Source organism: Mucilaginibacter jinjuensis, from assembly GCF_028596025.1.
GTDB classification, from domain to species: domain Bacteria; phylum Bacteroidota; class Bacteroidia; order Sphingobacteriales; family Sphingobacteriaceae; genus Mucilaginibacter; species Mucilaginibacter jinjuensis.
On record NZ_CP117167.1, the window covers coordinates 1,045,686 to 1,070,422 of the forward strand.

Genomic DNA, 24,737 nt, shown 5'->3' on the forward strand with positions numbered 1-24,737 from the left:
ATCACGATGGCAAAATATTCAGAAAAAGCACAGGACAAGGTCCATAAGGCTTTACGCGAGGAAAAAGAAGGCACCTTGAAAAGCGGAAGCGGAAAAAAAGTAACCAGTAAGAAACAGGCTATCGCCATCGGTTTGTCAGAAGCCCGTAAGGCAGGCGCTAAAGCACCCAAAAAGAAAGACTGATGGAAGACGATAAAAAAATGACCCGGCGCCAGGTGGTGACCGGTTTAGGCGCGACGCTTGCGGCAGCGGCAGTATCACCCGTCTTGGCGGGACCACCGACAAACAATCATAACAACAGTATGGAAGCAAAAATCAGCGATCCAACCACCCTGCACCCTAAACCACCGTTTAGAAGCCAGCCCCAACCCTGGCCGGGATTGCAAAGCAAAATGGACCCGGTTCCGGATTGTGGTGAAACAAGTTATAAAGGCTCAGGCCGTTTACAGGGTAGAAAAGCACTCATTACAGGCGGCGACTCCGGCATGGGACGTGCAGCAGCCATTGCCTATGCCCGCGAAGGTGCCGATGTGGCGATTAATTATTATCCATCGGAGGAACAGGATGCACAGGAAGTGATCGCGCTGATCAAAAAAGAAGGCCGTAAAGCGATAGCCATTCCGGGCGACCTGCGCAGCGAAAATTTTTGCAAGTCATTGGTTCAAAAAGCGCTTGCCGGTTTAGGTGGGCTGGATATTATCGTAAACAATGCAGGCCGTCAGCAATCCATTAATTCGATAGTGGACGTTACGACGGAAGAGTTTGATTCGACCATGAAAACGAATATCTACGCTCCGTTTTGGATCATTCGCGAAGCCTTGCCGCATTTGCCGCCAGGATCAGCCATCATCGGCACAACTTCTGAACAGGCCTACGATCCTTCGCCCGATCTGTATGCCTATGCACAAACCAAAGCCGCGACGATGAACTATGTAAAATCGCTGGCCAAACAGTTAGGGCCAAAAGGCATCCGCGTAAATGGCGTAGCGCCAGGCCCGATCTGGACGGCCTTGCAGATCAGCGGCGGGGCACAGCCCGAAAAGCAGCAGATGTTCGGCAGCTGGACGATGTTGGGCAGGCCGGGACAACCCGCTGAGTTAGCATCGATTTATGTACAACTGGCTGCTGCCGATGCAAGCTTTGCCAGTGGGCAGGTTTACGGTTCATCAGGAGGCGTAGGACAACCATGAGAAAAGCGATTTTATTGATCCTGCTGGGTTTTGGCGCGGTTGCCAAAGCCCAGATCCCTCAACCCGACCCGGATACGACTGCGAAACATTTTCTGATCGTAGCCAGTATTAAAAACCTGCAGGAAGTAAGTTCGGGACAGATTGCCATACAAAAAGCGTCCCGGCCCGATGTAAAAGCTTTCGGAAGGATGATGGTTAAAGATCATGGCGATGCAGAACAACAATTGTTGCAGCTTGCCAAAAGCAGGGGTATTAGCTTACCTTCTGCAGCTACGGGTGGGTTACAGCCGGACCTGAACCTGAAAAATGCCGGGAGCAATTTTGATCAGTTGTATGTACACGGTATGGTGAGTGGCCATGAAAATGCAGTAGAGGTGTTCCAGAACTATGCCGTCAATGGCAAAGACCCGGCGGTGAGGGCCTGGGCGCAGCAAATGCTTCCTACGCTAAAGCATCATTTGGAGGAGATTAAAACAATTAGCAAACAACTTTAAAACAACGATCATGGCAGAGCGGGAAAAAGTAAATGATTTTCCAAGAAAAGGTAAGCCATCAGGCAATGGCCGCGAGAGCGAAGGTTTGAACGAGGCCTTTGCCGGTACCGATCCGGAAAGGGAAAACGAGATCAGGTCTGAATATATAGACGAAGCCACTGGTGAACCGGCTGACAACGTCGACGTAAAACATCCCAACCGGCACCTTCACAAAGGCGAGGATATTGCCTGTTTAAAGACCGTGGCGAATAAACTAAATCAACACGACGATGAAAGCAGTAAGAATTCATGAATTTGGCAGCCCCGAGGTATTGGAGCTGGAAGATATAGCCATTCCGCAACCGGCGGCCGATGAGGTCTTGATCAAAGTATACGCAAGTGCGGTTAACCCTGTCGATCAAAAAATTGTGGCAGGCGAGGCACAGGAAAAGTTCCCCACTAAATTCCCATTGACTATCGGCTGGGACGTTTCGGGCGTAATTGAGCAGGCCGGTAACCAGGTGCGCAATTTCAGTATCGGTGACGAAGTTTACGGAAGACCTTTCCCTACCATCAATGGCGCATTTGCCGAGTATTTAGTTATTAAAGCCGATCAGATTGCATTAAAACCTAAAAGCATTGATCACGTCAATGCCGCAGCGGTTCCACTGGCCGGCTTAACGGCCTGGCAGGGGCTTTTTAAATTCGGCAAACTGGAAAAAGGCCAACGCGTATTGATCCATGCGGCGTCCGGTGGCGTTGGCAGCTTTGCCGTGCAATTTGCTAAATGGAAAGGTGCCTATGTCATTGGAACAGGTTCAGGTGAAAATCTTAGCTTTATTAAGCAGTTAGGGGCCGATGAGGCCATCAACTATAAGGAAGAAAGCTTTGAAGAAAAAGTGAGCGACATCGATCTGGTATTTGATCTGATCGGAAAAGATACACAGCAGCGCTCCCTTCAGGTGATCAAACCCGGTGGTCGTTTAATTACCACGATTATGCCGCAATTCAAAGATGAAGCTAAAAAAAAGCAGATCCAACTGGCAGGTTTTACAGCGCAATCTTATCCTGAGGATCTGGAGCAAATTGCAGATCTGATCGATCAGGGCATCGTTAATCCGGTCGTATCAAGTGTGCTTAGCCTGGAAGGTGCCAGAAAAGCCGAAATGTTAAGCGCTGAAGGCAACACACGAGGTAAAATCGTTATTAAAGTCGTTTAATATGCTGACTAAAATAGAGGGCCTTCCGGCCTATGTGCTAGATATCCGCGAGCGGTGAGGTTACGTAAACAGACATGGAACAAATTGCCGGATTTGAATGAGCTCGCCGGTTGTTATAATATCTCCCCAAATATGAACGCCGCTTATTGCCAATTTTTATAGGTAATCATGTACAAAGAATTCCATAAATGGTGATGCAACTCAACAAAAGGATCAGGATTTGACGCTTTAATAAGTTATAAGTTCGGCATCCGAGATTTCTTTCACAATTTTCTGAAAAATTGAAGTTATATGCTTCTGCAGTATTCGATAAAGGTATTAAACCAATATTAAGAAATTATAAAGGATACAGAGTTTGTGTTTTTGTGGTCTATCAGAATATCACGCACGATATTTGAAAAAATATACGGTATGAGACAACATGTTTTAATTTAAGATTTTATTTAAGCGGTTCATTGATCTGAAACTTTATCCGGCTTTCCCAATCCCGGACAGGGCAAATACGTTTGGCCCTTAGATCAACGTTCAGGTACAAATATGATATGTTGATGCTGTATCATCAATGGTGTTTATAATGATGCACCCGTCGATAAATCTTGTAATTATAAAGCGACCTCTCAAGGTAATAATCTCTGATCAACATTTCATTTACGAATTTTCTTGTATCCGAACTTACAAGGCTTACGTATTGCGGGAACATAGGTATTAAAATCATTTCAGGTTTGTTTAGGGCCAGATCATTGCGTAACCGAGCTTTCGCCTGTGGCGTTTGGATTACACTAAAAAAATAGATGGTTGGTGAAATTCTTTCTGAATAGGCTTGTATCTGTGTTCCATAGCCATGGACAAAAACAAAATCGGTACTCTTAGTATTCTTCTTCACCCATTCTCCAAGTAATTTACGGTCACTTTCACTTGGGTTAACATAAGGTTTTACGTTATATGCGATTTTTTTGTCGTCATGACCCAATAGTAGCTGTAAGTTGTAAAAAGGCTCCTTTAACATCGGAAAGAAAATTACCCAAACAGACACTAAAATGAAGTTAAATGAAACACGGTGCTTGTACCTTTCGATTAACTTAGCTACGGCAATAGCGTTCATAATCGACAAAGAAGGCAATATGTCTTTTAGGTGAACAACATCGAAAAGACCGATAATCGAAATAGCAACAAATGTGGAAATACACCACAATACAAAAATATCAAGTTGTTTCATCACCAATACATACACCAGGGTAAGCGGGTAAAATAAAAACATTGGTGAGAAAATAAATTTGTCAAGCAGATTTTCCGTCTCATATTTAAGTGAGTGTGATGTGACGCCCCCCTTCCCAAAGTTGTCTGTCAAGGCATTAGTTCCTAATTGGCTTAGATCTATTCCTGCGAGAAGGCAAAAGCCTAATAAGATGAACAAGCCACTTAATGTGCCCAGCAAAAGGTAAAAGCATTCGTTTAACTGCTTGCGCCTGATAAGCACAACGAACATAGAAAGAATTCCAAATGCAGCGGTCAAACGAAAATCAATGGCAATTCCGCCTACAAGTCCGCTGATGATTAACTCTTTTATTAAACATGCAGTCAAGAATTGGTATAAAGCGATGACTAAAAACATCACTTCAAATGTTTCTGTAAACGCCACATACACACCGCCTGTCGAATGCCATAACAAAGACAATCCATAAAAAGAAATAGCCACCAGGCCAATCTCGTGACTGGACAATGTTTTTGTAATTTTATAAACATAATATATACCAATAGATTGGCATAAAGTACCCGTTATTCTCACGAACCAGTAATTCACCCCAAATAACTGGTCCGATAAACCGTAGATCACAAATATAAATGGCGACTTATTATCTGCTCCTCCCGAATATGGAACTAATCCGTTTCTAAACCAATTTCTGCCGATGTAATGCCATACCGATTCATCGAACGATAAAACAAAGCCGTTGCTGAGTAGAGTGACAACTAATTGCAGTACAAAAAAAACAATGATGATTTGTAATGGAGAAAGCTTAGATAATTCAATCGTATTTTTCATTTAATCAATTAAGGTCAAAGGCGCTTCAGTTAGCCCACGGCTACAAGTCAACAGGAGTTTAAACATTGGATTATTATAAATAGCTGCAAATGTTTTCTTTAAAACCGCATCAAAAACCAATAGGAGCAAACCGCAGTCATCAGTAAAGTACTTAATGACGATGAATTTTCATGCGTTCAAGTTCCCAATAAGTTAATGACCTCCAAACCCATTCAATCGGCCCAAATCGAAAGTACTTTAGCCAGGTTAAGCTAAACACCAGGTTAATACACCATATTCCAGCAACAATAACATACCACTGATAAAACTCTATGTCACCATATAATTTTAGCGGCCCCCATGAAAATACCCAACCACAGATTATACTGGTAAGTATATAATTGCTAAGCGCCATACGTCCTACAGCCGCCAATGGAAAGAAGAACTTTTTAAAGAACTTAATCTTTAGTATTAATAACACAAATGAAAGATTCGCCAATGTGCCTGCGGCAACCTGTAGGCAATAAGGCATCCATAACCATTGTGCGAAAGTCACAGGTGAATAACCAGTATGTTGGAGTTTCCATAAGCCGGGTCCTGTGATGGAGAATGTAATGACATATCCAATTACCATGATCACTAAATACCGCGAGGGTGGCAGCTGATTATTGAGAAATCCTGTTTTATAAAGTCCCATTCCAAAAATCATAGCTCCGAGATAAGATACAAACAGTCCGCTGCTCTTCAGCAAAAGGAAACCAAGTTCATTATTGATCCGGTCAACTCGTCCTTCCCAATAACGCGCATGCCCGGCCTTGATCTGTTGCCGTAAACCTTCGATTGCGGTTTGGTCGTCCCTAGCAGCCTTGATGATCATCGCCCTTTGCTCAGCTGTGGCATGAGAGCCAGCTTGTTGCGCGTCCTTCAGTTCTGTACCAGCACGCAGAGTTCCAGCTATTCCAAATGAGTTAAAGAGTCCCGCCGTTCCAAATGCAAGCCAAACGACTGTGCCGGTAATAAGAAGGGTGCGCGCTTTCAGACCTCGCAGGAAGAAAAGAAACAACATGGCCAAAAGGGAATAATCGACCAATATATCACCAGCAAACAAAAGAAATCCGTGACAAAGGCCGATGATAAGAAGCCATAAATTACGGCGGTAGAAAATAATTGCAGCTTGGCCTGATCGTCCCTTTTTTTCATAGCGTTCCGTGAGCAGTATCACGCCGGCACCGAAAAGAATCGAGAAAAGGCTACGCATTTTTCCTTCTGCAAAGAACCAGGTTAGCCAAAGAATAATGTTATCTACACCTGCGTGCCAACCGGTAAAGGCCGGCTTAAGCAAACCGACAGGAACGTCGAATAAAAGTGAAGGCGAAGCAAAGTCATAAATGTTCAAAAGTAAAATACCCAATACCGCACCCCCCCGAAGTATGTCAAGGGAAACTACACGATATTCAGGATCGGCGGGCCCGTCTTGTGCCGGTCGTGCTCCGGGAACATTCTCATTATTGGAAATTGATTGCTGAGTAATATCGATTACAGACAAAAGTACTTTGTTTTGATTCATTTTATGTTCACTTTAAGGTTATTTCAAGAGAAACAGGCGGGCTTCTGTTTCCTTCGCGATTCTCGAAATACAAGTTATGGTGAGCGCCTGCTGAAGGCGGCTCTTATTCAAAATAGGTTGATTCAGCCAAGAGCAGTCAATTTACTTCGGACGCCCGTTGCTCTAAAAATTGTTGCCTTGGCCGATATTCCCAGGTTAAATTTATCCCCCGGAAAATCTGCCCTGTACCAGTAGATTTTTTTTGAAAAAAACAAAGAGATGATAAACATGTTTAAACAAGTTTTACGGATCAATGATCCTTTAGCTTCTTTCTTGGCGATTGACGTAGGTAGCGTAAGAGGTTAAGAACTTTTCTTAGCCAGTTCTATCATAGCCGAAAGTATATTTACATGTGCCTCGTCTTTTTCGGCACCAAAACCAATTAGCTGAAAGCGAATCACCCCGTTACCATCAATGACTAATTTAGCCGGTATGAATTGTAGATTCAGTGCGGAAAATGCCGGGTTTGTATGGGTTAAGGGGGCTTTTATATCCATATAAAGCGGCAAATGGTAGTCATTGGCCAACAGGTAGTTTTTAGCGTCCGCCAATGGCGTTGTACTGGTTTCCCTGGTATGGATAAATAAAAACTTAACCTGCGGATCGTTTTTATATTTGTTTACTGCTAATTGCATAGCTGGAAATGAGGCCTTGCAAGGAGCACACCAGGTTGCCCAAAAATCAAGAATAACCGTTTTCCCTTTAAAATCTGACAAGGAAACTTTTTTTCCCGAGCTATCGGTTACATAAAAATCCGGTGCCTTATCATTTAACATCGTCTTTGTCAGATCCTCCTCCAGTGCATTGATTAAGGAATCCTGGATACCTGCCAGATAGACTTTACCGTCCTTGCCGGGATTTAGCTTTTCATAGGAGAGCCGGAGCCGATCATTCAACTGTTCATTTGACTCGCCGGCTATAAATAATTTTCTTAGGATCGGTAATGCTTCCCGGTATTGTCCGTTCGTACTTAGGAGGTAAGCATAGGACGCAACCCCGTCGCTTACGTCATCGCCGGAACGGTCGTCATAGGCTATCTTTGCATAGCGTAGCGCCTCTTCATTATGGCCAAGTTTGATTTGAATTTTACTGTAAAGGGAGCAGAACTGGTTATACATGGCTTTATTGCCGCTGTCTGCCGGCATCGTTTCGTTACGATCCATTGCCTGCTTAACGACCTTTGCCGCTGCCGCTGCATCGTATTTTAGCAAATCATTTGCGATAATAAGCACGCTGGGATGAATTTTGATTCGGTTTAAATGCAGCAGCGACCTGACCGTATTTCGTTCCTCTGCATATTGAATGGCGATCATATTTTCCGCGCCGTCAAGGTCGCTAACGGCTATATGCGGAAAGTTTGTTTTCATTTTTGCCAGGATCTTTTCCATAGCGTCGCCATTCTTCCCATATTTAATATGAACCAACGCGTTAAAGAGCGCATAGTTGCCGTGGGGAAACCTTTTGAATAATTCGTTTTCCAGAGATTCCTTCCGGTTGAGCTGACCGGTCGCATCATAATAATGAATGACAGTTATCCAATCTTTTTCATTTTTGCTGTGCGTTAACCTATTGATCTTTTGCTGCAGAATCTTTGGATTGGATTCGTTTTTCAGTGCGTCAAAGTCTGAAGCAAGACTGGCCTGAAAATTGGCATTGCTCTGGGCAAAAACGGGGCTCAGGCCGATTATCATTAGCAGGGTAACAAAAATTATTTTCATAAAAGGTTAATGGGTTAGCTTTTTTTGTTATAAAATAGTGGTAATGGAGTAGGTATCAAATGTTTTACGGAGAAAAACTTCCAGTTCCTTACCGAATAAATTCTTGGCGACGATGACACCCCGGGGATCAATAATGAAATTGGACGGGATCTCTTCGATATGGTAAAGATTTTCGGCTGGGCCATCAAATCTTGCCTGGTCGGAGACCTGTGTCCACACCAGGTGATCCGAATTGATTGCTCTTTGCCAGTCTTTGGCCGCAGTATCCAATGAAACACCTAATAACTGCAGTCCTTTAGGGTGATAGCGGCCGTAGAGTCTGACTATGTTAGGATTTTCATGCCGGCAGGGCGGACACCAGGAAGCCCAAAAATCTACCATGACGTATTTACTTTTAAACCCAGAAAGCTTTACCTGTTCAGAAGCTATGCTTGCTGATGTAAATTCCGGCGCTTTTTGACCGATGGACACCGGCTTGACGGCTTCCATTTCTTTGACAAAAGCACGCACCGCTGGGTTGCCGTCAAAATTATGTCTGATTGCTTCTGCATAGGTGATGAGTTGTGACTCGTATTGTTTGCGGTTCAATGATAAAACCGCATAAAAACCCGCCAAAGACGTTTTGTGGCTAAGCGCAAATTCCAAAGTTTTTTCAGCAAACTTGCTGGCTGTTTTTTGATAAACCGGCGTATAGAACTTTAATAGCGAATCTTTGTTTTTATCTGGTTGCCGCAATTCGTCTTGATAGTAAACCAGCAGTTCCTGATTTTGCCCGGCATAATGATCGTTGAGGCGGTCCCATTTCTGCAACTGCAAACTTTCGGGTGAACCCTCAATCGACGTGCGATGTCCGACATCTTTAAGATTTGTTTGAAACCGAATCTGGTCGCCATTTTTAGCGATCAGGTCAAAGAGTAAACCGCCTACCCTTATTTTATAAAGATTCGGATAGATGGTCGCCCCACGAAAAATGAACTCATTATTTTCACTAAGATTAGTGGAATCTGTGATCTGAATGCCGGTACTGTCAGCCTTCAGCAGGTAAACCTTTCTCATTTTACCACTGTTTACAATCCTGCCTTTGATCGAAAATATGTCGCTGTTACTGCATGAGATCATAATCATGAAGACCGAAATACAAAGCCTAGGTTTTAATATACGTTTCATGGGAGCTATTTGATCAGTATAATTCGTGTTTATAGAGAGGTTTTTACCAATTCAATCTGTTTGATCAACTCTTCAGCACGTTGGTCGTTATTCAGTTCCGGATCGTATCCGTCCGATCTATGTTTGATTATACCTTTACTATCCAGGATGAACTCTGTAGGAATACCTGATATGCCGAAAATTTTAGAGTACTTGTTTTGCTTTCCATCTGCGCCTTTCTCATTAAATAAAACTTGGAAATTGTATTGGAGCTTTGCCATATCCTCCTTAGCCAGGCGAACATACTCTTCCGATCGTTCCTTGGTGTCGATAAACAAAAAAACTACTTTCTTATCAGACTTATAATGGGTGACCGCTTTCTGCATGACCAGAAAGTTCTCGTGACAAGGGCCACACCAGGTGGCCCAGAAATAAAGAATGACGACCTTGCCCTTAAAGGATGATAGAAACACTGTTTTACCATTGAAGTCTTTCAAACTGAAATCCGGGGCTGCCTGATTGAACGGAATGGTGTCAGCTGGCATAACAGGCGCGTGAGCTGACCTTCTAAAAAGAATTTTGGACGCCAATACAAACCCATAAAAGAAAAGATATTTCATATTGTATTTCGATTATTTAATATCTATTTGATTGAGAGACCGATTAATACAGGAAGGTTTTAACTCGGGTTTAAAAGATGCATTTATAGATAAACCACTCTGAATGCTTTACCTGAACTGATGTGTTCATTAAGAAAATTAAAAATTTGGAAGATGAAACGAGAAGATCCTGACCCGCGAGCGGTCATTGTCTTGAAAGTGATCTAAGCAAAAGCAGGGGGCCTTGTTTGGTTGCGCACCGGCCACCTTCAATACTGATAAAATAGCAAACAGATGCTTGCCAGTTGAGATTTTCATTTTTACATCAATTAACCAACGGCAATAACCACTATCAGCAGGCCGTTATATTCAGCCAAAGCTACTGGCTGATTGATGGGAAATAAGTTAATGAAGCGTTAATGAAATGTTAATGATGATCAAGTGCGATCCGGTAACAAGTGTTTATTATAGCCGGCGGCATTTTAATACACATTTATTATAAGAACCGAACAAACCATTGAACCATCTCCCGATCGCTTTAGCGCGCAGCAGGTACCGATCTAAAACGGTAGATGACAAATTCATGAATTATAAATAAGTCATTAACGATCAATTATTTCTAATAGCTTTTTGAGATCCTGTTCAGAATTGTAAAAATGGAAAGAAACTCTTATGCCCATTCCTCTGGAAGAGAAAATGATATTTTGGCCCTGCAGTTCCCTGATAATACTTGATGGCAGCATCAGATTAAAAATATTTGAATGGTCTTTACGGTTTTTTACTGCAGCTGATAATAAATCGCGATCTATGAATGCCTGCCTTGCTTTAAAAGCAACCTGACAGATTCTGTTAGCGACATTTTCAATTCCCAGATCTTGTAAATAGGTCACCGCATTAAATAACGAGCCAAAGTTTAAGGTATCAAGGTGCCCTGGTTCAAAATACAATGATAATGTATTTCGATTATTCAAAAACCCTTCGGCAGGCAGTGAAGCTCTTTTTTCATTTATATAAAGTTTTTCGCTGGCTTGTTTTGTCAATAGTACGAAACCGTTACCGTATCCACCCAACAACCATTTATAGCCGCTGGCTATCAGTACGTCAATGCCCGAATTTTCGAAGTCAAAAGGAGCGGTACCGCAAAATTGTGTCCCGTCCGCAACAATAATCAATTCGGGATACTTCACTTTTAACAGTCTTAAAAAATCGAGATCGATCTTTATTCCATTGGAGTACTGTACTAGGCTTAACGCCAGTATATCAGGCTTAAGACGTTCGACAGTATCTAATATATTTACTTCTAATTGCGCATCGATCTCTATATAGGAATACTGATGTCCTCTACTCCTGACCGGATAGCTAATAGATGGATAATCTTCTTTTAATAACAGAAAATGTTTCGGCTGGTCAAGGCCTGCCAGTAGCACATTAAATCCATGTGAAAAATTAGGGACAAGATAAGTACGGCCGACATAGCAATTAAAAAAGTCAGCAATAGTATTTCGGCCCGTTTGCAGGAATTCATCTTTATTTGAACGAAAGAGACTTCCTGTTAATAAAAAGTCCTCGTCGTGTGCAGTTCGCCAGGCAGATAAGTCGTTCGAAAGTATTCCCGAATTAGCTGTATTTAAGTATGTGCATTTCTTGAGTACCGGAAATTGATCTGAAAAATCCATGCGTAAAATTAAATATTAAAAGGAAAGAAATTTCTTTAATTCTTTAGATGATGATTTTATACGAAGTCATTCATTTCCTTCTGTTGACGGAAAGCCATATGAAATTAAATCAATCTAGACGACAAATCTCCCTTATGCTTAGGTGAACATGCCACCATCGTACTTTCCAACCAACTCAATATCGATCTTACTTCATCGTTTAATATTGTCGGCGTTTTCGCGGGATCTTTTACTGTAAGTATTGGAATACTATAGATGCGCTATATTTCCAGACCTCATTCTTGTGCAGTAAATATTGATGCCTTTGCATTTTCTTAAGTACAGCGACAGCTCGTATCATTTCTATTTCGTCGTAAGAAAAGCTTATATTATTTTTGAGGTGGGTTATAAAAGTATCGAACATTCAGGCGAGGTCAAATTGTGTTGATGAAATAGTATTATAATGTATTGCAATAAATGACTTACAGGGATCAAAGACATGCTTAATGTCGTTTGAGATGCCTGTCTATTCGGCGATGAACTGATAGTCGATACCCACACAGACACTTTCGATCGTATTCGCGGATCTGCAGCCAGGTATTTTCGCAGGCGGGTAACAAAAACATCCATGCTTCTGCCAAAAAAAATCATTTTCTTTCCACAATTCCTGAATGATCTGTTCTCTTTGATCAATTGACCGCTGTGCTGATATAAATACAAAAGCAAGTCGGATTCGCTGTGTCAACATTTGCACCTGTGCTCCGTTCTTCAGACGTAATCCCTATTCTCTAAAATGTTCCGTAGGATGCGTTCCAAAGGCTTTCGACCTATATGGAGTGTAACTGGTGTTTCCCGCAGATTCGTCTCAAATTTCCGGCCGGCTTTGGGATAATCATTAAAAGATAGCTGCGCAGGAAATCCGGCATGATGAGTGGTTTGAAGACGTTATCATTTTTTTCCAGCATAGCACTTTCCGATACCGATTTTACACTGGTATACAGCCGATGCTGTTGTCGGTCGAGCACTGCAATGGTTTCATCCAGCAAGCGTTCATCAGAGCGGATGGCTAGCGTTCTCAGTTTCTTCAGGAAAAGCGTCTTGTCAATTTGCCGGGCAGCATAATGGGCGGAGAGCATCAGTATGCCCGATAACACTTGCTCATGAAACCGAAGATAGCGGGTTCTTTTTGGAAACGTTTCGATCCGGGGTGCGACTTCTTTAAAATAATTCTCCCTTGTCAGGTGATAAGTATTACTGACCAGATAAACTGGATCGCGCCCAGCATCATTACTACGATTACACATAAGACCCTTAAATAGCTATTTTTTTTTGCATCACGACGAATGGTATTGAACAGATCTTCCTTTTTCGGCTCCGCGATAGCCGGGTAGTCCCATCGCACGCGGTGTATTTCATAGATCCTTTTCATGCCCTTCAAATAACTAAAGTTTGATCCGGCTATGTCTTAATTGCTTTGCTGCACATCATGTAGTCGTTCCTTTAATAAAGCTGTATATTTTTTAAGTGTTTTCGCTTTGTTCTTTTTTATTTCTTTAAAAACAGCGCTCTGTTCTTGCTCCACCAAATGCTCGGTACCCCAAAGAATGATCTCTACGATGATCGGCAACATGCTAATCCCTTTCTCAGTCAGTACATATTCTTTCTTTAGTTTATTCGCAGCCAAACCTCTTTTGATTATCAGTTCATTTTTTTCCAAAAACTTTAAACGGTTAGCCAGAATATTGGTGGCTATACCCTCCACTGATTCCAGCATTTCGTTATAGGTATACTTTTTCTGAAATATAATATCACGAATGATCAATAGACTCCACTTATCACCTATGAGATCAAGTGTGGTACTTACCGGGCAACGTGTAGATCTTAATGCTTTCATAACGATCACAAAAATAAGTCATTGAATAAAACTACGGTCACGCACCTGTAAAACATCTGTTTATAGGTTCGCAAAAAGCTGAAAATCACTTAATTGCCCTTGGATCCCAGTCTTCTGCGAACCGGTTTTTCAGGTAACCGAATGTATCTTACCGAGGTGCCCGCTTTATCATTGCACGGTAAAAATAGGAAAACCATTTTAAATTTACTTGCAAAAAGCAAGTTTGTATCTAATTTTGAAACTTGCAAAAAGCAAGTTAATTTATTATTTATCTTAAAAATTTAGATCATGAGCAATACACAAAATGGGAACAGACTTCAGGGTAAAGTAGCGCTTATCACCGGAGCCAACAGCGGTATCGGCCTGGCAAGTGCCAAGCGTTTCGTGGCAGAGGGGGCGTATGTTTATATCACCGGCCGCCGCCAAGAACAATTAGATCAGGCTATGGCAGAGATCGGAGAAAATGTGACCGCGATTCGTGGCGACATCAGCAAAATCGCAGACTTGGACCATATTTATTCGGTCATTAAAGCTAAACATGAACATTTAGACATCCTATTCGCCAATGCGGGCTCGGGTAATCTGGAACCGCTGGGCAAGATCACCGAGGCAGACTTTGACCAAACCTTCGGCGTTAACGTGAAAGGCACACTGTTCACTGTTCAAAAAGGACTCCCGTTGTTGAAGTCAGGAAGTTCAATTATCCTGACGGGTTCTACCACCGGTAGCAAAGGAACAGCGGCATTCAGCGTTTACAGTGCCACCAAAGCAGCGGTACGCAACTTTGCCCGTAGCTGGGCAGTCGATCTGAAAGGATCAGGCATTCGTGTAAATGTGTTGTCACCTGGCGCGACCAGTACACCAGGTTTGCTGGACCTGCTGGATTCTACAGGCTTCCAGACCCAGGCCTTGCAAGGTTTCAGCGATACAGCTCCACTTGGCCGTGTTGGTGCCCCTGAAGAGATCGCTTCGGCAGCCTTGTTCCTGGCATCAGACGACAGCAGTTATATGACCGGTAGTGAAATATTTGTTGACGGCGGTCTGGCACAGATATAGCCGCGATAAAAACTAAGGCGCTGCGGGATAGGCTCGATAAACCTATTCTGTAGCGCCACCAACTCATATCTGATACACGAAATAAAAAATCATGAAAATCGAAATAGAACAACAAGCAGGTGCGGCCGAAGGATTGGCTTCCCTGTCATTATACGACGTGGCTTTTACCGTTTCTGACCTGAACAAAGCTACCAACTGGTATGCCAGCGTATTGAACTTCAAACTGGTCAAAACTTCTGCTTTTGATATTCCTACAGGGCAAGCTACTGCGGCGATTATGGAGGGCGCAGGTATCCGGTTGGAATTACTGCATATTCCCGGTGGGAAAAGAATTGAAGCGATGTTTGCGCCGGTTCCCCTTCACCTGATACCTATCGGCAACAAGGCCATCGTATTTCAGGTAGAAGACCTGAAAAAGGCATCCGAAGAATTAGCGGCTAAGGGGATTGGCTTTGTATGGCGCGAACACTACCTGACCGATGGCGGTATGCTTTGTTCCATGATCGAAGATGTGGACGGGAATAAGATCAATATTTTTCAAAGGAATACCACTGTTTAATCCGTGCATCCTCCCCCCCCCAAGAAAAAATGCTATAAAACTAAACAACAAGCACAGACATGATAGCTAATTGTAAACATATCATCGTGTTATTTGGCCTGATAGCCTTAACAACGGTTTCTCAGGGCGCAAAAACAGGTCAAGAAATTACCGGCTCAAATACACCGACGCAGGAGGTCGAAAAACGAAAGGGGATCGCCGTCCAATACTTCAGGTCCATTGATAAAGGAGCTGTAGACAGTACTTTTTTCAATCAGTTCACGGACGACGTGGATTTTTATTTTCCAAAATTCGGTAACGTTAAAGGCAAAAGCGGGATTAGTAAATTTTTCAGGGATGTCGGCAGCAGTATGCGAAGCATCCATCATGATATTCAAAATTTCAAGGTCATCGGCGAAGATAATTACGTGGTTGTTGAAGGCCAGGAAAGTGGCGTGATGAAAGATGGAGTGGTTTGGCCCGACAATAAAGTTTCGCACGGTAGATTTTGCTGTGTATTCGAGTTCCGGGGTGATCTTATCAGCCGTTTTTACATCTATGTAGATCCTGATTTCACTTCCTCTGACCAAGTCAGGATCGACAGATTCAAGCAAAAAGCGGAACAATAATACCATATCAATAATACGATGAAACGGGAAATTTTTTTAAAACTATTATCCACGGGTGCGGTCATGCTTAGTCCGGTTGTCAAAGCTAGCAGTGTGTTCGCCCATTCAAATATCAATCAAATGAAAAGCAACATAACAGCCAAACAATTACTCTTTGGTTACCTCGAAAACATCAATGACGCTGATAAAGTCATTGAATTATTTGCCGATGATGCCGTCATTGAACTGCCTTACCTGAAGAGCCTAGGGATGCCGTGGCAATGGAGGGGCAAGGATGTATTGCATGAATTTCTAAAGGAAATACCGGAAATGTTCCCCGGTTTTGCCTTCAAAGATATACAGATCCATATCGACACGCCGGACCAGGTTTTCGCTGAGTATAGCGTTGATTGTAAAGCCGCTTCCACAGGCCGGCCTTACCAACAAACCTATATGGGCAGACTTGTTGCGAAAGATGGCAAGATCCAACTATTGAGAGAAGCTCTGGATATGGCACAGGTGGCCAAAAGCATGGCTCCCTTTGACTTATCGGACCACCATGAGGGGGCGGTCGCGGGAATCGATCATATCGGTATTAACGTGCCTGATATTGATGCGGCAACCGTCTTTCTGCAAAAAGCCTTTGGTGCGGAAGTTGTTTATGAATCTTACAGCAAAAAACAGTCCCCATTAGAATTCGAAGGTGTTGAGGCTACTTTAAATGTCGCTCTGCACACGAAGTTGTATGCCTGCCGGATGATCAAGATCGGGCATGGACCAAATATCGAATTATTTGAGGTGCATGTTGATGGCCAAAAGCAAGCGATTCTGTCCAGCGATCTTGGATTGCAGCATTTTGCTGTTTACACGGACAACATTAAATCTGCCCTTGAAAAGTTCGCTGCCGCCGGGGGGAAGGTGCTGTCAGAACCTGCCCGGTTGTTATTCCCGCTGGAAACGGGTGCTCAAAATTATTTCTGCTACGCAAGAACTCCTTGGGGCACTTCAGTTGAGTTTATTACCTATCCCGAAGGTATGCCTTATGAGAACGGCACACACCTTCGCAGGTGGAAGGCCGGTCTACCCAACGCCAATTGATCATTAAAACCTGTAAAATTTGGATTTTACTTGGAAGTTTCATTGATAGATATTTCTTTCAGGCGCGATAATCCGTCCTGAAGGAAATATTTGCTAATAAATAAAGTAGGATACTAATGCACCACAGCAAGTGCTAAAAACAATTGATCAGGAGCCAAACGATTTTCTCATGAATCAGGTGGATGCAGTAGGGGATAACGGCAATGCGACGGATGATTTTGTTGCCAGATATATATTCAAGTCCGGTCGTTCCTGATCATCCGATAATCTAACGGCAAAACAAAGCCCGGCCACATATAAAGGCCAGCTTATGGTAGAGAAATATCTAAAATATTCTAAACGTCGATAGGCCAGACCCAAGAAAAGTCATTCTCAGCATAAGACAGCCCACTTTTTGAGTTTGATAAATAAAGCCCCCCATACGATCCGGCGATAAGAAAACACCGTTTAAATAATACATCCGCAAATTCCAGCCACGGAAATAAGTCACAAGACCCTAACCACAAAAGGGCAATTAGATAATTGTTGAGGGCATACTCTGGATATTTCAACGAAACTTAAGCAGTTCGCACTGTAAAGGGTATAGAAGAACTCCTTATGCCTACATATATCAACTATGTTGTTATCAGTAAGTGCAACTTGTACGCTGGTTCGCCGACCACTGCTAGTACGACTACGCCGGAATGAATGGTATAGACTTTTTCAGGTATAATTTAAGATTTTGCTAAACCAAATTAATCCAGCCAACGTGGTAAAATATACTAGACAAGACTTCGGCTCCTTTATTCCGTTCACCAATGTTGAGAGTCGGTCAATTATGATTTTTGCTTTGAGATAATAAAATTGCCTGGTCGCAATCTGATTACGGGCGTGCTCCCGGAGGACCAAGGATAGTGTCCCCCAAATTAATCATGATCTGCATAGCCACCTGCATATCATGTGCTTGTGCCGGACATTCATTAAACCCTGCATCAGGAATCCCAACAGACCGGATTAAATGTGCAAATCCGCTTGGCGACGCAATAGCTAACGCCTTAAAGGATTCAGATGCAGAGTTGTTCACGATTGCGTGCGGAACATTTCTGGGAATAAAGAATGATTGCCCTTGTTTTAAAATTCGCTCATTTCCCGGTGTGAAAATAATCGCTTCGCCTTCTAAAACTATAATTGTCTCAGTATAATTTGCATGAACATGCAATGGAGATTGTGTACCTGGAGGAAAAAGACCTTCAATTAAATCGTAATGTGCATTTGTATCTAGTTCGCTACTTAAAATCTGTTGTTGCGAACCAAATAACCAATAAGTTTTCGTATTCATTTTATAATTTTATGAATGCAAACATACTGGTTGTATGGCCGGATGGACTTAACATATGGTAATAAATGGAAGTAAGGCAATTTTTTCTTTTGCTACAATTATAAAGAGATTCTGTCGTTAGGATTCCCTATGTATGACCATCTACTTCAAAATATTCTTAAGCATCGAATTATACCAAAAGATGAACAAGTCTTAATTGCGAATTCATTCTCTATAAAAAGATTTAAATCAAGTGATTGGCTTATTAAGCCAGGGACGATCGCCCGGCAATTGTTTTTTATTAACAATGGCGTTTTAAAAATAACTCTTCCACATCCTCACAATAAGGATGTAGTTTATTTTTTTCTTAAAGAACATCAATTTATGACCTTCCTTTACAGTATGTATGGTAATGTGCCAGCGGTGCAAGGATTGCAAGCCGCCTGTGTGGCCGAGGTAATGATGATCAATTACGAGCAGCTAACTGACCTCTATCGGCAACTACCTTACCTACGAGCGTTGATCGACGAAATTGCGCAGCTTTCTATGGCTGAGATGGTCACTATAAAAAACGTTTATATGTTCGGAGAGGCATCCGATAAATACCAAAATTTTTTGCAACGTCAGCCAGATGTGGCTAAGCGGGTTGCATTAAATGATATTGCATCGTATTTAGGCATCACGCCGCAATCATTGAGCAGGATACGAAGAAGCATTACCAATTCGAAAGTTATATTTTAATATTTAACGCCACATTTGTTACGAAAGTCAATAATAAATGGAAAAACCTAAATCTTACAATTAGAGGATTTTGACTTGCTTGGGTATTGTTGTCGTCGAGATCGCAGGATGGATATCCGTCGTTAGCATGACTTTTTGATTCAGGATTTTGGAGTCATATCCAATGGAGATATAAGCTCTTTTATCTATAAAATCGGCTTATATCTAACATCAAAATCTAATGTAACCCTATTTATCTTAGGTGAACGTCCGGTAAACCGTTTATTGTTCGGCTCAAAAAATTTTAAGTTAAATAACGCTGCTTTTCTTCTTAATCAGACTTGAAAAGGTTTGTCTGATAAAGCCATTTGACACTGCTATCCAAGTTAATAGCTCGAAAAAAATAAAATATTTCGGTATCACGCTTAAAAATGTTAAAGCCAATGCTTCCGCCAGCCGCATGGTGCTAACTGTGCACATTCCCAGAGAAAATACCAATGACCAGTAGCTGGCATCGTAACCAACCGCGTTTATTGGTATGCTGATCTTTTTAGATACATGTTTCCAAATACCCAGCAAAATCAATAAAAGTATCCACCAAGTGCCGGCAGCCGGAAAGAGTATCGCCATCCCTTTTAGGAAGGAAAGCAACTCCTTAATTAATGGGGATTTATCTGCTGAAAAAATAAGCATGGAAGCTGCTTTTAATAACATCGCGGGAAGGTCGCTGACTATTCCCTGGCTCGAATGGTGGTTTATGCCGGTCGTACTGCTTGCTACCGCATACCGTGGGTATGCTTGCCGGTCTTTATCCGGCCTTTTATCTTTCAGGTTTCAGACCCGGACAGGTATTAAAGGGCGCCATCAGCACCGGCTGCAAAAGCCCGGTATCGCGCAATGGATTGGTGGTTTTCCAGTTCGCAGCCTCTATTATATTGATCATCAGCACGGTGGTGATCTATAACCAGATGCATTTTATCTTAAACCGTAAGGCGGGGTTTCACAAAGACCAGGTAATGGTATTACAGGGCACCAACACCCTGGACAAACAGCACATTCAGTCCTTTAAAACAGAATTGACTAAAATTGCAGCGGTCAAAAGCGCCTCCATCAGCGATTATCTGCCCATAAACGGTGCCGCGCATAATGGAATCCTTTTTTCAAAGAAAAGGCGTGAAAAGCTTGACCCGGCCGTTTTGGGGCAAATGTGGCAGGTAGGCGATACCTACCTGCAAACCCTTGGTATCAAGCTCCTTGAAGGCCGGAATTTCTCTTATGAGCTGGCTGATGATACCGCCGGAAGATCCATTATCATCAATCAAAAAATGGCCTGGGCACTGGGTTTGAAAAAACCTGTAGGCGCACATATTATAACGGTGGTATTTTTACGGTTATCAGCGTAGTACAGGATTTTAATCTTGAGTCGATGCGCGGGGGAGATCAGCCCGGTTGCATTGCATTTCAGCCTGAGCACCGCTATGATGACCGTAAAGCTCCGCGACGGCGACCTGCAACAGGCGGTTACGCGGCTATCGACCTTATGGAAAACCTATTCCCAACCAACCTATACGCTATACTTTCCTGGATGAAGAGTTTGCCCGGATGTATGCGATGTCACCCGTACAGGACAACTATGTACCTGCTTTGCCGTACTGGCTATCATTATATATAGCCTGCCTGGTTTTATTTGCCCTCTCCGCTTTTATGGCCGAGCAGCGCAGCAAGGAGATTGGCATCCGTAAAGTGTTAGGCGCCAGTGTAAAGGGTATTACCACTTTGCTGTCCGTAAAATTCATTAAGCTGGTATTCATCGCTATCCTGATCGCGTCGCCTATAGCCCGGTTTGCCATGCATCAATGGTTGCAGGACTTTGCCTACCGGGTTACCATCAGCTGGTTGGTGTTTGCCCTTGCCGGATTTGTCTCTATATTCATTGCCCTGTTAACCGCTAGCTTCCAGTCCATTAAAGCAGCACCGGCCAACCAGTGAAAAGTTTACGATCGGAATAAGACATACCAGTTTTCCATGATTATTGATTACAGGTGGCTTCTACTTTTGAAATTTTCGGACTGCCTTTTATAGTCATGCGCCATCATCAATGGCAGGTGTGCCATGAATGTACTATGGGGTTCAGAGATACTATTTTTATGCCTAGGCATTATTTTGCACGGCGTATAAACGTCTAAAAGCAGTCATGCTAACGTTCGGTTGTGTTATAGGTTGTGTGATCATTTTGATATATTCGTCTGCTTATCAATTGCCTATAATATAAGAACTTGGATTAATTTTGGCTTTAATTTGAAAGGATATAATTTGCATATCGGTCTTTATGAGCTGGCTTTGCTGGGAACAGTGTTCGTAGGCCTCGCTTTCAGCGTGTTACTATTACTTACGAAAAAAGGTAACGAGGCGGCAAACCGCATCCTCGGATTGATTTTAATTGTTATGGTCATGGAAATGATCCGGGCTTTATACATTGACGTTCAACCGAAACTACCAATATTTTCGCTGGCCCTAGGTCCGCTGATCCGTTTTTATGTCAGAAGTATAACCAGACTGAACCCTAAATTCCGTTTCAGAAGCCTGCTTCACTTCTGTCCCTTGCTATTATCAGCAATTATAGACGTTCTTTATACGCCAAGTTTTCCCGGCCTTACACCGGTGTTCCGATTAATAGTGTTTATTTCGGATTTCATCTATGGCTATGCCGCCCATAAGCAAATAGAAGACTTTTCACGAGGGCTGAAATTTAATGGGAGCGACCGTTACCGGCTTAAATTGCGGTGGCTGAAAAAACTGTTGAAAGTCTTCGCCATTTTATGGCTGTCGCTGATACCCTTTACGATCATCGGATATCCTGATCCTGTATATTTTCTTCTAACCACCCTGGCGATAGGCACGGCCGGAATGTCAATCTTAAGGCCTGAAATCAACGCGCCCGCAGATGATCCATATTTTTTGAAGTTGCCATCACCCGATGATGTGAAGTACAAAGCCGACTGGCTGAAAAGAAGGGTAAAGAATGAAGGTTATTATAGCGACCCAGAACTCAGCCTGACCTCACTGGCTGGAAAGCTCGGGCTGACGACCCACGAATTGTCCCGCATCATTAACACGGTGCTCAAAAAAAGTTTTAATGATTTTATCAATCAATATCGTGTAGCTGATGTAGCCCGCAAAATGAAAGACCCGCCTTTTGATCAGCTTACCCTGCAGGGAATTGCTTACGACGGCCGGTTTTAACTCGCCCAGTACCTTCCACCGGGCATTCAAACAAGTGACGGGGAAAACTCCTGCGGAATATAAAAAAGAACTGTCATCTTATAATTTGACATATGGAGCCAGGTCTGTCGCGGTAATTTCGGGCCAGGTAAACCGCAATCCTATGTTTAAAAATTATTTAAAGATCGCCTGGCGAAATACGACCAGGAACAAAGTTTCTTCGTTGATCAATGTTTGCGGCCTTGCCGTGGGTATGACTGTAGCTATGCTGATTGGCCTATGGATCCGGGACGAATTGTCCTACGATAAATCTAATAAGAACTATGACCGTATCGTACAGGTTTTGGCCAATGTCAATACCGGCGGCGGCTTGGTGACGCAAGCCTCACTTCCTCTACCCTTATCAGCAGATCTGCGGGACAAGTATAGCAGCGACTTCAAGCAGATGGCATCGTTAATTGCCATGGAACAGAACATAAATTACAACAGTCATGCCTTTTCTAGGTCCGGCTGTTATGCCGAACCTTCGATCACCAATATCATCACCCTGGATATGCTCCGGGGAACAAAAAACTCTTTTAAAGCACCGGGCACCGTATTGATCAATGAATCACTGGCCCGGGCGATGTTTGGTAACGCCGATCCGGTCAATAAAACGATCAAGCTCAACGATACGCACCTTGTGCAAATAACCGGTGTTTACCGGGATCTGCCGCAGAACTCCCAGTTCGCCAACATGAGCTTTATTGCCCCTGTTGCGCTACTGTTTCAAAATGGCGGGGATATGAATAACTGGTACAACAGTTCCTTCCAGATATACGGTTTGTTAAACCAAGGTAGCAACCGGCAACGGCTTTCTCATAAAATTCAGAACTTTCTGTATGAGCATTCGAAAGATGCCGCCAAACCCGCGCTCTTCCTGTTCCCGATGCACCAGTGGCACTTGTATGAATTTAAAAATGGTGTTGCCGTTGCAGGACGGCTTCAGTTTGTATGGCTCTTTGGGATCATCGGCCTGTTCGTGTTGTTACTGGCCTGCATCAACTTCATGAATTTAAGCACCGCCCGGAGCGAAAAGCGCGCAAAAGAAGTGGGCATCCGCAAAGCCATCGGCTCCCTCCGAGGACAACTTATCGCTCAGTTCCTCAGCGAATCCTTTTTGATCGTCGCTATATCCTTCCTGATCGCTGTGCTGATGGCCTGGCTGGCTTTGCCGTTTTTCAATGACGTTTCGGGCAAGGACCTTCACCTGGTCTGGACGAACCCGCTGGTCTGGGTAACCTGCTTTTGTTTTTGCCTGTTCACCGGGCTGCTCGCGGGTAGTTACCCGGCGCTTTACTTGTCGTCCTTTCAGGCGGTGAAAGTCTTAAAGGGTACTTTCAAGGCCGGTCCCGGCGCTGCCATGCCTCGGAAGATTCTCGTGGTCGTTCAGTTTTCCGTTTCCGTCACGATGATCATTGGAACCATTATTGTTTTTAAGCAGATCGAATTTGCCAAGGACAGGCCGGTGGGCTATAACCGGGATAATTTGGTGTCGCTCCCATACAATGCTATAAAGGGCTACAGCGCTTTCCGGGAAGAACTGTTGAGGACCGGCGCGGTAACGGGCGTATCAGCCTCCTCCAATCCCATGACCGGTATCTGGTCATCCGCCGATAACCTGAGCTGGAAGGGGAAAGATCCCAACCGGCAGGAGGAATTCGGTACGGTACTGACTGATCCTGATTTTGGCAGTGTCGTAGGCTGGCACATGAAAGAAGGCCGGAGCTTCTCCAAAACTTTCCTGAGCGATTCTTCTGGCTTTTTGTTCAATGAAGCGGCCATCAGGCAAATGGGGCTCAAGGAACCTGTAGGTGAGACGATCCAGTGGCACGGGAAAAACTGGAAGGTGCTGGGTGTGGTGAAAGATATGGTGATGAACTCGCCTTTTGACCCCATCACCCCGACCGTGTTTTTGATGAATGACCATGAGCGCTCCTTCAACGTGATCAATCTGAAACTCCGGGCCGGTATGCCTGCGTCTGCTGCACTCGCCAGGATCGAAGCGGTCTTTAAAAAATTTGCACCGGAAGCGCCGTTCAATTACAAATTCGCAGACAGTGAATATGCACAAAAATTTTTAGCGGAAGAACGTGTGGGGAAACTGGCCTCGGTGTTTGCGGTGCTGGCAATCTTTATTTCCTGCCTGGGATTATTCGGTGTGGCCTCGTTTGTAGCGGAACAGCGTATTAAAGAGATCGGTATCCGAAAAGTGCTGGGTGCATCGGTAATCAGTATCTGGGGATCGCTATCCAGGGACTTTGTTGTCCTGGTGGCTATCGCCTTGTTCATCGCCGTTCCTGTTTCCTGGTATTTTATGCACCAGTGGCTGCAGCATTATACTTACCGTACCGCATTGTCCTGGTGGGTGTTTGCTTTGACCGGGGCAGGTGCCGTGCTGATCACTTTGCTGACGGTTAGTTATCATAGCATTAAGGCGGCGTTAGCAAACCCCGTAAAAAGTTTGCGATCTGAATGAAAATCTACTTGATTTTCCATTATTATTTCTGGTTATAAGTGGGCAGTAATGTGATCGCCATCCGGTTTGGCGGTTAATGTGTTGTCCTTTTTGCAGGCGGCGAATGCCAGCAAGCATAAAAATAAGGCAGGTATAATTTTCTGCATGTGGATGAGATGA

The 24,737-nt window shown here is 43.4% G+C and carries 25 protein-coding genes and 1 pseudogene; 16 read left to right on the forward strand and 10 right to left on the reverse strand.

Annotated elements, in window-relative coordinates; all coding sequences use genetic code 11:
- Positions 1 to 6 precede the first annotated feature (6 nt).
- From PQO05_RS04850 to PQO05_RS04870, 5 genes are read left to right on the forward strand one after another with little or no spacing between them, the layout of a single operon-like run.
- Positions 7 to 183: a DUF6496 domain-containing protein gene (locus tag PQO05_RS04850; protein ID WP_273631539.1), complete on the forward strand. Its 177-nt coding sequence runs from the start codon at positions 7 to 9 to the stop codon at positions 181 to 183.
- Positions 183 to 1,190 (forward strand): SDR family oxidoreductase, encoded by a 1,008-nt coding sequence (locus PQO05_RS04855; protein ID WP_273631541.1) that lies wholly within the window; start codon positions 183 to 185, stop codon positions 1,188 to 1,190. Before PQO05_RS04850 ends, PQO05_RS04855 begins: the two co-directional genes overlap by 1 nt.
- Positions 1,187 to 1,684 carry a DUF4142 domain-containing protein gene (locus PQO05_RS04860; RefSeq protein ID WP_273631542.1) on the forward strand — a complete coding sequence of 166 codons (498 nt, stop codon included), beginning with the start codon at positions 1,187 to 1,189 and terminating at the stop codon, positions 1,682 to 1,684. Before PQO05_RS04855 ends, PQO05_RS04860 begins: the two co-directional genes overlap by 4 nt.
- Positions 1,685 to 1,694: 10 nt before the next feature.
- Positions 1,695 to 1,976, forward strand: coding sequence for a hypothetical protein (locus PQO05_RS04865; RefSeq protein ID WP_273631543.1), 282 nt, complete (start codon positions 1,695 to 1,697; stop codon positions 1,974 to 1,976).
- A complete protein-coding gene (locus tag PQO05_RS04870) occupies positions 1,954 to 2,883 on the forward strand; it encodes an NADP-dependent oxidoreductase (protein ID WP_273631544.1) in 930 nt (309 codons plus the stop codon). The genes PQO05_RS04865 and PQO05_RS04870 overlap by 23 nt, the downstream gene beginning before the upstream one ends.
- Positions 2,884 to 3,442: 559 nt before the next feature.
- On the opposite strand, the gene PQO05_RS04875 is transcribed toward PQO05_RS04870, so the two are convergent.
- The 8 genes from PQO05_RS04875 to PQO05_RS04910 form a co-directional block, all read right to left on the reverse strand.
- The gene (locus PQO05_RS04875; protein ID WP_273631545.1) at positions 3,443 to 4,924 is read right to left on the reverse strand and encodes an ArnT family glycosyltransferase; all 1,482 of its coding nucleotides are present in this window, start codon (positions 4,922 to 4,924) and stop codon (positions 3,443 to 3,445) included.
- A 151-nt stretch (positions 4,925 to 5,075) separates the two neighbouring features.
- Positions 5,076 to 6,470 (reverse strand): DUF418 domain-containing protein, encoded by a 1,395-nt coding sequence (locus tag PQO05_RS04880; RefSeq protein WP_273631546.1) that lies wholly within the window; start codon positions 6,468 to 6,470, stop codon positions 5,076 to 5,078.
- 341 nt (positions 6,471 to 6,811) lie between these two features.
- The gene (locus tag PQO05_RS04885) at positions 6,812 to 8,227 is read right to left on the reverse strand and encodes a TlpA family protein disulfide reductase (RefSeq protein WP_273631548.1); all 1,416 of its coding nucleotides are present in this window, start codon (positions 8,225 to 8,227) and stop codon (positions 6,812 to 6,814) included.
- A 27-nt stretch (positions 8,228 to 8,254) separates the two neighbouring features.
- Positions 8,255 to 9,283, reverse strand: a complete 1,029-nt coding sequence (locus tag PQO05_RS04890; RefSeq protein ID WP_273631549.1) for a peroxiredoxin family protein — start codon at positions 9,281 to 9,283, stop codon at positions 8,255 to 8,257.
- 140 nt (positions 9,284 to 9,423) lie between these two features.
- Positions 9,424 to 9,993, reverse strand: a complete 570-nt coding sequence (locus tag PQO05_RS04895; protein ID WP_273631550.1) for a TlpA family protein disulfide reductase — start codon at positions 9,991 to 9,993, stop codon at positions 9,424 to 9,426.
- Between the two features lie 581 nt (positions 9,994 to 10,574).
- Positions 10,575 to 11,648: an aminotransferase class V-fold PLP-dependent enzyme gene (locus PQO05_RS04900; RefSeq protein WP_273631552.1), complete on the reverse strand. Its 1,074-nt coding sequence runs from the start codon at positions 11,646 to 11,648 to the stop codon at positions 10,575 to 10,577.
- Positions 11,649 to 12,454: 806 nt separating this feature from the next.
- Positions 12,455 to 12,931, reverse strand: a complete 477-nt coding sequence (locus tag PQO05_RS04905) for a hypothetical protein (protein ID WP_273631553.1) — start codon at positions 12,929 to 12,931, stop codon at positions 12,455 to 12,457.
- Positions 12,932 to 13,092: 161 nt separating this feature from the next.
- Complete coding sequence (locus PQO05_RS04910) at positions 13,093 to 13,521, reverse strand: winged helix-turn-helix transcriptional regulator (RefSeq protein WP_273631554.1); 429 nt, start codon at positions 13,519 to 13,521, stop codon at positions 13,093 to 13,095.
- Positions 13,522 to 13,809: 288 nt separating this feature from the next.
- On the opposite strand from PQO05_RS04910, the gene PQO05_RS04915 reads away from it, so the two are divergent.
- The 4 genes from PQO05_RS04915 to PQO05_RS04930 all read left to right on the forward strand — a co-directional run bounded on the left by PQO05_RS04915 (position 13,810) and on the right by PQO05_RS04930 (position 16,821).
- Positions 13,810 to 14,577, forward strand: a complete 768-nt coding sequence (locus PQO05_RS04915; protein WP_273631555.1) for an SDR family oxidoreductase — start codon at positions 13,810 to 13,812, stop codon at positions 14,575 to 14,577.
- A 91-nt stretch (positions 14,578 to 14,668) separates the two neighbouring features.
- Entirely contained in the window at positions 14,669 to 15,136 is a 468-nt protein-coding gene (locus PQO05_RS04920) for a VOC family protein (RefSeq protein ID WP_273631556.1), read from the forward strand.
- Positions 15,137 to 15,195: 59 nt separating this feature from the next.
- On the forward strand, positions 15,196 to 15,744 hold the full coding sequence (locus PQO05_RS04925) for a nuclear transport factor 2 family protein (RefSeq protein WP_273631557.1): 549 nt from the start codon (positions 15,196 to 15,198) through the stop codon (positions 15,742 to 15,744).
- An 18-nt stretch (positions 15,745 to 15,762) separates the two neighbouring features.
- On the forward strand, positions 15,763 to 16,821 hold the full coding sequence (locus PQO05_RS04930; RefSeq protein WP_273631558.1) for a nuclear transport factor 2 family protein: 1,059 nt from the start codon (positions 15,763 to 15,765) through the stop codon (positions 16,819 to 16,821).
- Between the two features lie 862 nt (positions 16,822 to 17,683).
- Here the strand turns inward: PQO05_RS04930 and PQO05_RS04935 are convergent.
- Complete coding sequence (locus PQO05_RS04935; protein WP_273631559.1) at positions 17,684 to 18,139, reverse strand: cupin domain-containing protein; 456 nt, start codon at positions 18,137 to 18,139, stop codon at positions 17,684 to 17,686.
- A 129-nt stretch (positions 18,140 to 18,268) separates the two neighbouring features.
- Here PQO05_RS04935 and PQO05_RS04940 point away from each other — a divergent pair, with 129 nt between their 5' ends.
- Positions 18,269 to 18,859: a Crp/Fnr family transcriptional regulator gene (locus tag PQO05_RS04940; protein WP_273631560.1), complete on the forward strand. Its 591-nt coding sequence runs from the start codon at positions 18,269 to 18,271 to the stop codon at positions 18,857 to 18,859.
- Positions 18,860 to 19,147: 288 nt separating this feature from the next.
- Here the strand turns inward: PQO05_RS04940 and PQO05_RS04945 are convergent, their stop codons facing one another.
- The gene (locus tag PQO05_RS04945; RefSeq protein WP_273631561.1) at positions 19,148 to 19,552 is read right to left on the reverse strand and encodes an SLAC1 family transporter; all 405 of its coding nucleotides are present in this window, start codon (positions 19,550 to 19,552) and stop codon (positions 19,148 to 19,150) included.
- 80 nt (positions 19,553 to 19,632) lie between these two features.
- Between PQO05_RS04945 and PQO05_RS04950 the strand changes: the two genes are divergently transcribed.
- The 6 genes and pseudogenes from PQO05_RS04950 to PQO05_RS04970 all read left to right on the forward strand — a co-directional run bounded on the left by PQO05_RS04950 (position 19,633) and on the right by PQO05_RS04970 (position 24,578).
- Positions 19,633 to 20,241 carry an ADOP family protein gene (locus tag PQO05_RS04950; RefSeq protein WP_273631563.1) on the forward strand — a complete coding sequence of 203 codons (609 nt, stop codon included), beginning with the start codon at positions 19,633 to 19,635 and terminating at the stop codon, positions 20,239 to 20,241.
- 15 nt (positions 20,242 to 20,256) lie between these two features.
- Positions 20,257 to 20,427, forward strand: a complete 171-nt coding sequence (locus PQO05_RS04955) for a hypothetical protein (RefSeq protein WP_273631564.1) — start codon at positions 20,257 to 20,259, stop codon at positions 20,425 to 20,427.
- Positions 20,428 to 20,449: 22 nt separating this feature from the next.
- The gene (locus tag PQO05_RS04960; protein ID WP_273631565.1) at positions 20,450 to 20,827 is read left to right on the forward strand and encodes an ABC transporter permease; all 378 of its coding nucleotides are present in this window, start codon (positions 20,450 to 20,452) and stop codon (positions 20,825 to 20,827) included.
- A 324-nt stretch (positions 20,828 to 21,151) separates the two neighbouring features.
- A complete protein-coding gene (locus tag PQO05_RS04965) occupies positions 21,152 to 22,081 on the forward strand; it encodes a helix-turn-helix domain-containing protein (RefSeq protein ID WP_273631566.1) in 930 nt (309 codons plus the stop codon).
- Positions 22,059 to 22,109: pseudogene (locus PQO05_RS26720) on the forward strand (hypothetical protein); the annotation flags it as partial. The gene PQO05_RS04965 and the pseudogene PQO05_RS26720, both read left to right, overlap by 23 nt.
- 114 nt (positions 22,110 to 22,223) lie before the next feature.
- Positions 22,224 to 24,578 (forward strand): ABC transporter permease, encoded by a 2,355-nt coding sequence (locus PQO05_RS04970; protein WP_273631567.1) that lies wholly within the window; start codon positions 22,224 to 22,226, stop codon positions 24,576 to 24,578.
- The last annotated feature ends 159 nt before the right edge of the window (positions 24,579 to 24,737 follow it).

Excerpts from the sequence above, each read along its gene's own strand:
- PQO05_RS04850 (WP_273631539.1), top strand. The coding sequence starts at position 7 with ATGGCAAAATATTCAGAAAAAGCACAGGACAAGGTCCATAAGGCTTTA.
- PQO05_RS04855 (WP_273631541.1), top strand. The coding sequence starts at position 183 with ATGGAAGACGATAAAAAAATGACCCGGCGCCAGGTGGTGACCGGTTTA.
- PQO05_RS04860 (WP_273631542.1), top strand. The coding sequence starts at position 1,187 with ATGAGAAAAGCGATTTTATTGATCCTGCTGGGTTTTGGCGCGGTTGCC.
- PQO05_RS04865 (WP_273631543.1), top strand. The coding sequence starts at position 1,695 with ATGGCAGAGCGGGAAAAAGTAAATGATTTTCCAAGAAAAGGTAAGCCA.
- PQO05_RS04870 (WP_273631544.1), top strand. The coding sequence starts at position 1,954 with ATGAAAGCAGTAAGAATTCATGAATTTGGCAGCCCCGAGGTATTGGAG.
- PQO05_RS04875 (WP_273631545.1), bottom strand. The coding sequence starts at position 4,924 with ATGAAAAATACGATTGAATTATCTAAGCTTTCTCCATTACAAATCATC.
- PQO05_RS04880 (WP_273631546.1), bottom strand. The coding sequence starts at position 6,470 with ATGAATCAAAACAAAGTACTTTTGTCTGTAATCGATATTACTCAGCAA.
- PQO05_RS04885 (WP_273631548.1), bottom strand. The coding sequence starts at position 8,227 with ATGAAAATAATTTTTGTTACCCTGCTAATGATAATCGGCCTGAGCCCC.
- PQO05_RS04890 (WP_273631549.1), bottom strand. The coding sequence starts at position 9,283 with ATGAGAAAGGTTTACCTGCTGAAGGCTGACAGTACCGGCATTCAGATC.
- PQO05_RS04895 (WP_273631550.1), bottom strand. The coding sequence starts at position 9,993 with ATGAAATATCTTTTCTTTTATGGGTTTGTATTGGCGTCCAAAATTCTT.
- PQO05_RS04900 (WP_273631552.1), bottom strand. The coding sequence starts at position 11,648 with ATGGATTTTTCAGATCAATTTCCGGTACTCAAGAAATGCACATACTTA.
- PQO05_RS04905 (WP_273631553.1), bottom strand. The coding sequence starts at position 12,931 with ATGTGTAATCGTAGTAATGATGCTGGGCGCGATCCAGTTTATCTGGTC.
- PQO05_RS04910 (WP_273631554.1), bottom strand. The coding sequence starts at position 13,521 with ATGAAAGCATTAAGATCTACACGTTGCCCGGTAAGTACCACACTTGAT.
- PQO05_RS04915 (WP_273631555.1), top strand. The coding sequence starts at position 13,810 with ATGAGCAATACACAAAATGGGAACAGACTTCAGGGTAAAGTAGCGCTT.
- PQO05_RS04920 (WP_273631556.1), top strand. The coding sequence starts at position 14,669 with ATGAAAATCGAAATAGAACAACAAGCAGGTGCGGCCGAAGGATTGGCT.
- PQO05_RS04925 (WP_273631557.1), top strand. The coding sequence starts at position 15,196 with ATGATAGCTAATTGTAAACATATCATCGTGTTATTTGGCCTGATAGCC.
- PQO05_RS04930 (WP_273631558.1), top strand. The coding sequence starts at position 15,763 with ATGAAACGGGAAATTTTTTTAAAACTATTATCCACGGGTGCGGTCATG.
- PQO05_RS04935 (WP_273631559.1), bottom strand. The coding sequence starts at position 18,139 with ATGAATACGAAAACTTATTGGTTATTTGGTTCGCAACAACAGATTTTA.
- PQO05_RS04940 (WP_273631560.1), top strand. The coding sequence starts at position 18,269 with ATGTATGACCATCTACTTCAAAATATTCTTAAGCATCGAATTATACCA.
- PQO05_RS04945 (WP_273631561.1), bottom strand. The coding sequence starts at position 19,552 with ATGTTATTAAAAGCAGCTTCCATGCTTATTTTTTCAGCAGATAAATCC.
- PQO05_RS04950 (WP_273631563.1), top strand. The coding sequence starts at position 19,633 with ATGCTTGCCGGTCTTTATCCGGCCTTTTATCTTTCAGGTTTCAGACCC.
- PQO05_RS04960 (WP_273631565.1), top strand. The coding sequence starts at position 20,450 with ATGTCACCCGTACAGGACAACTATGTACCTGCTTTGCCGTACTGGCTA.
- PQO05_RS04970 (WP_273631567.1), top strand. The coding sequence starts at position 22,224 with ATGTTTAAAAATTATTTAAAGATCGCCTGGCGAAATACGACCAGGAAC.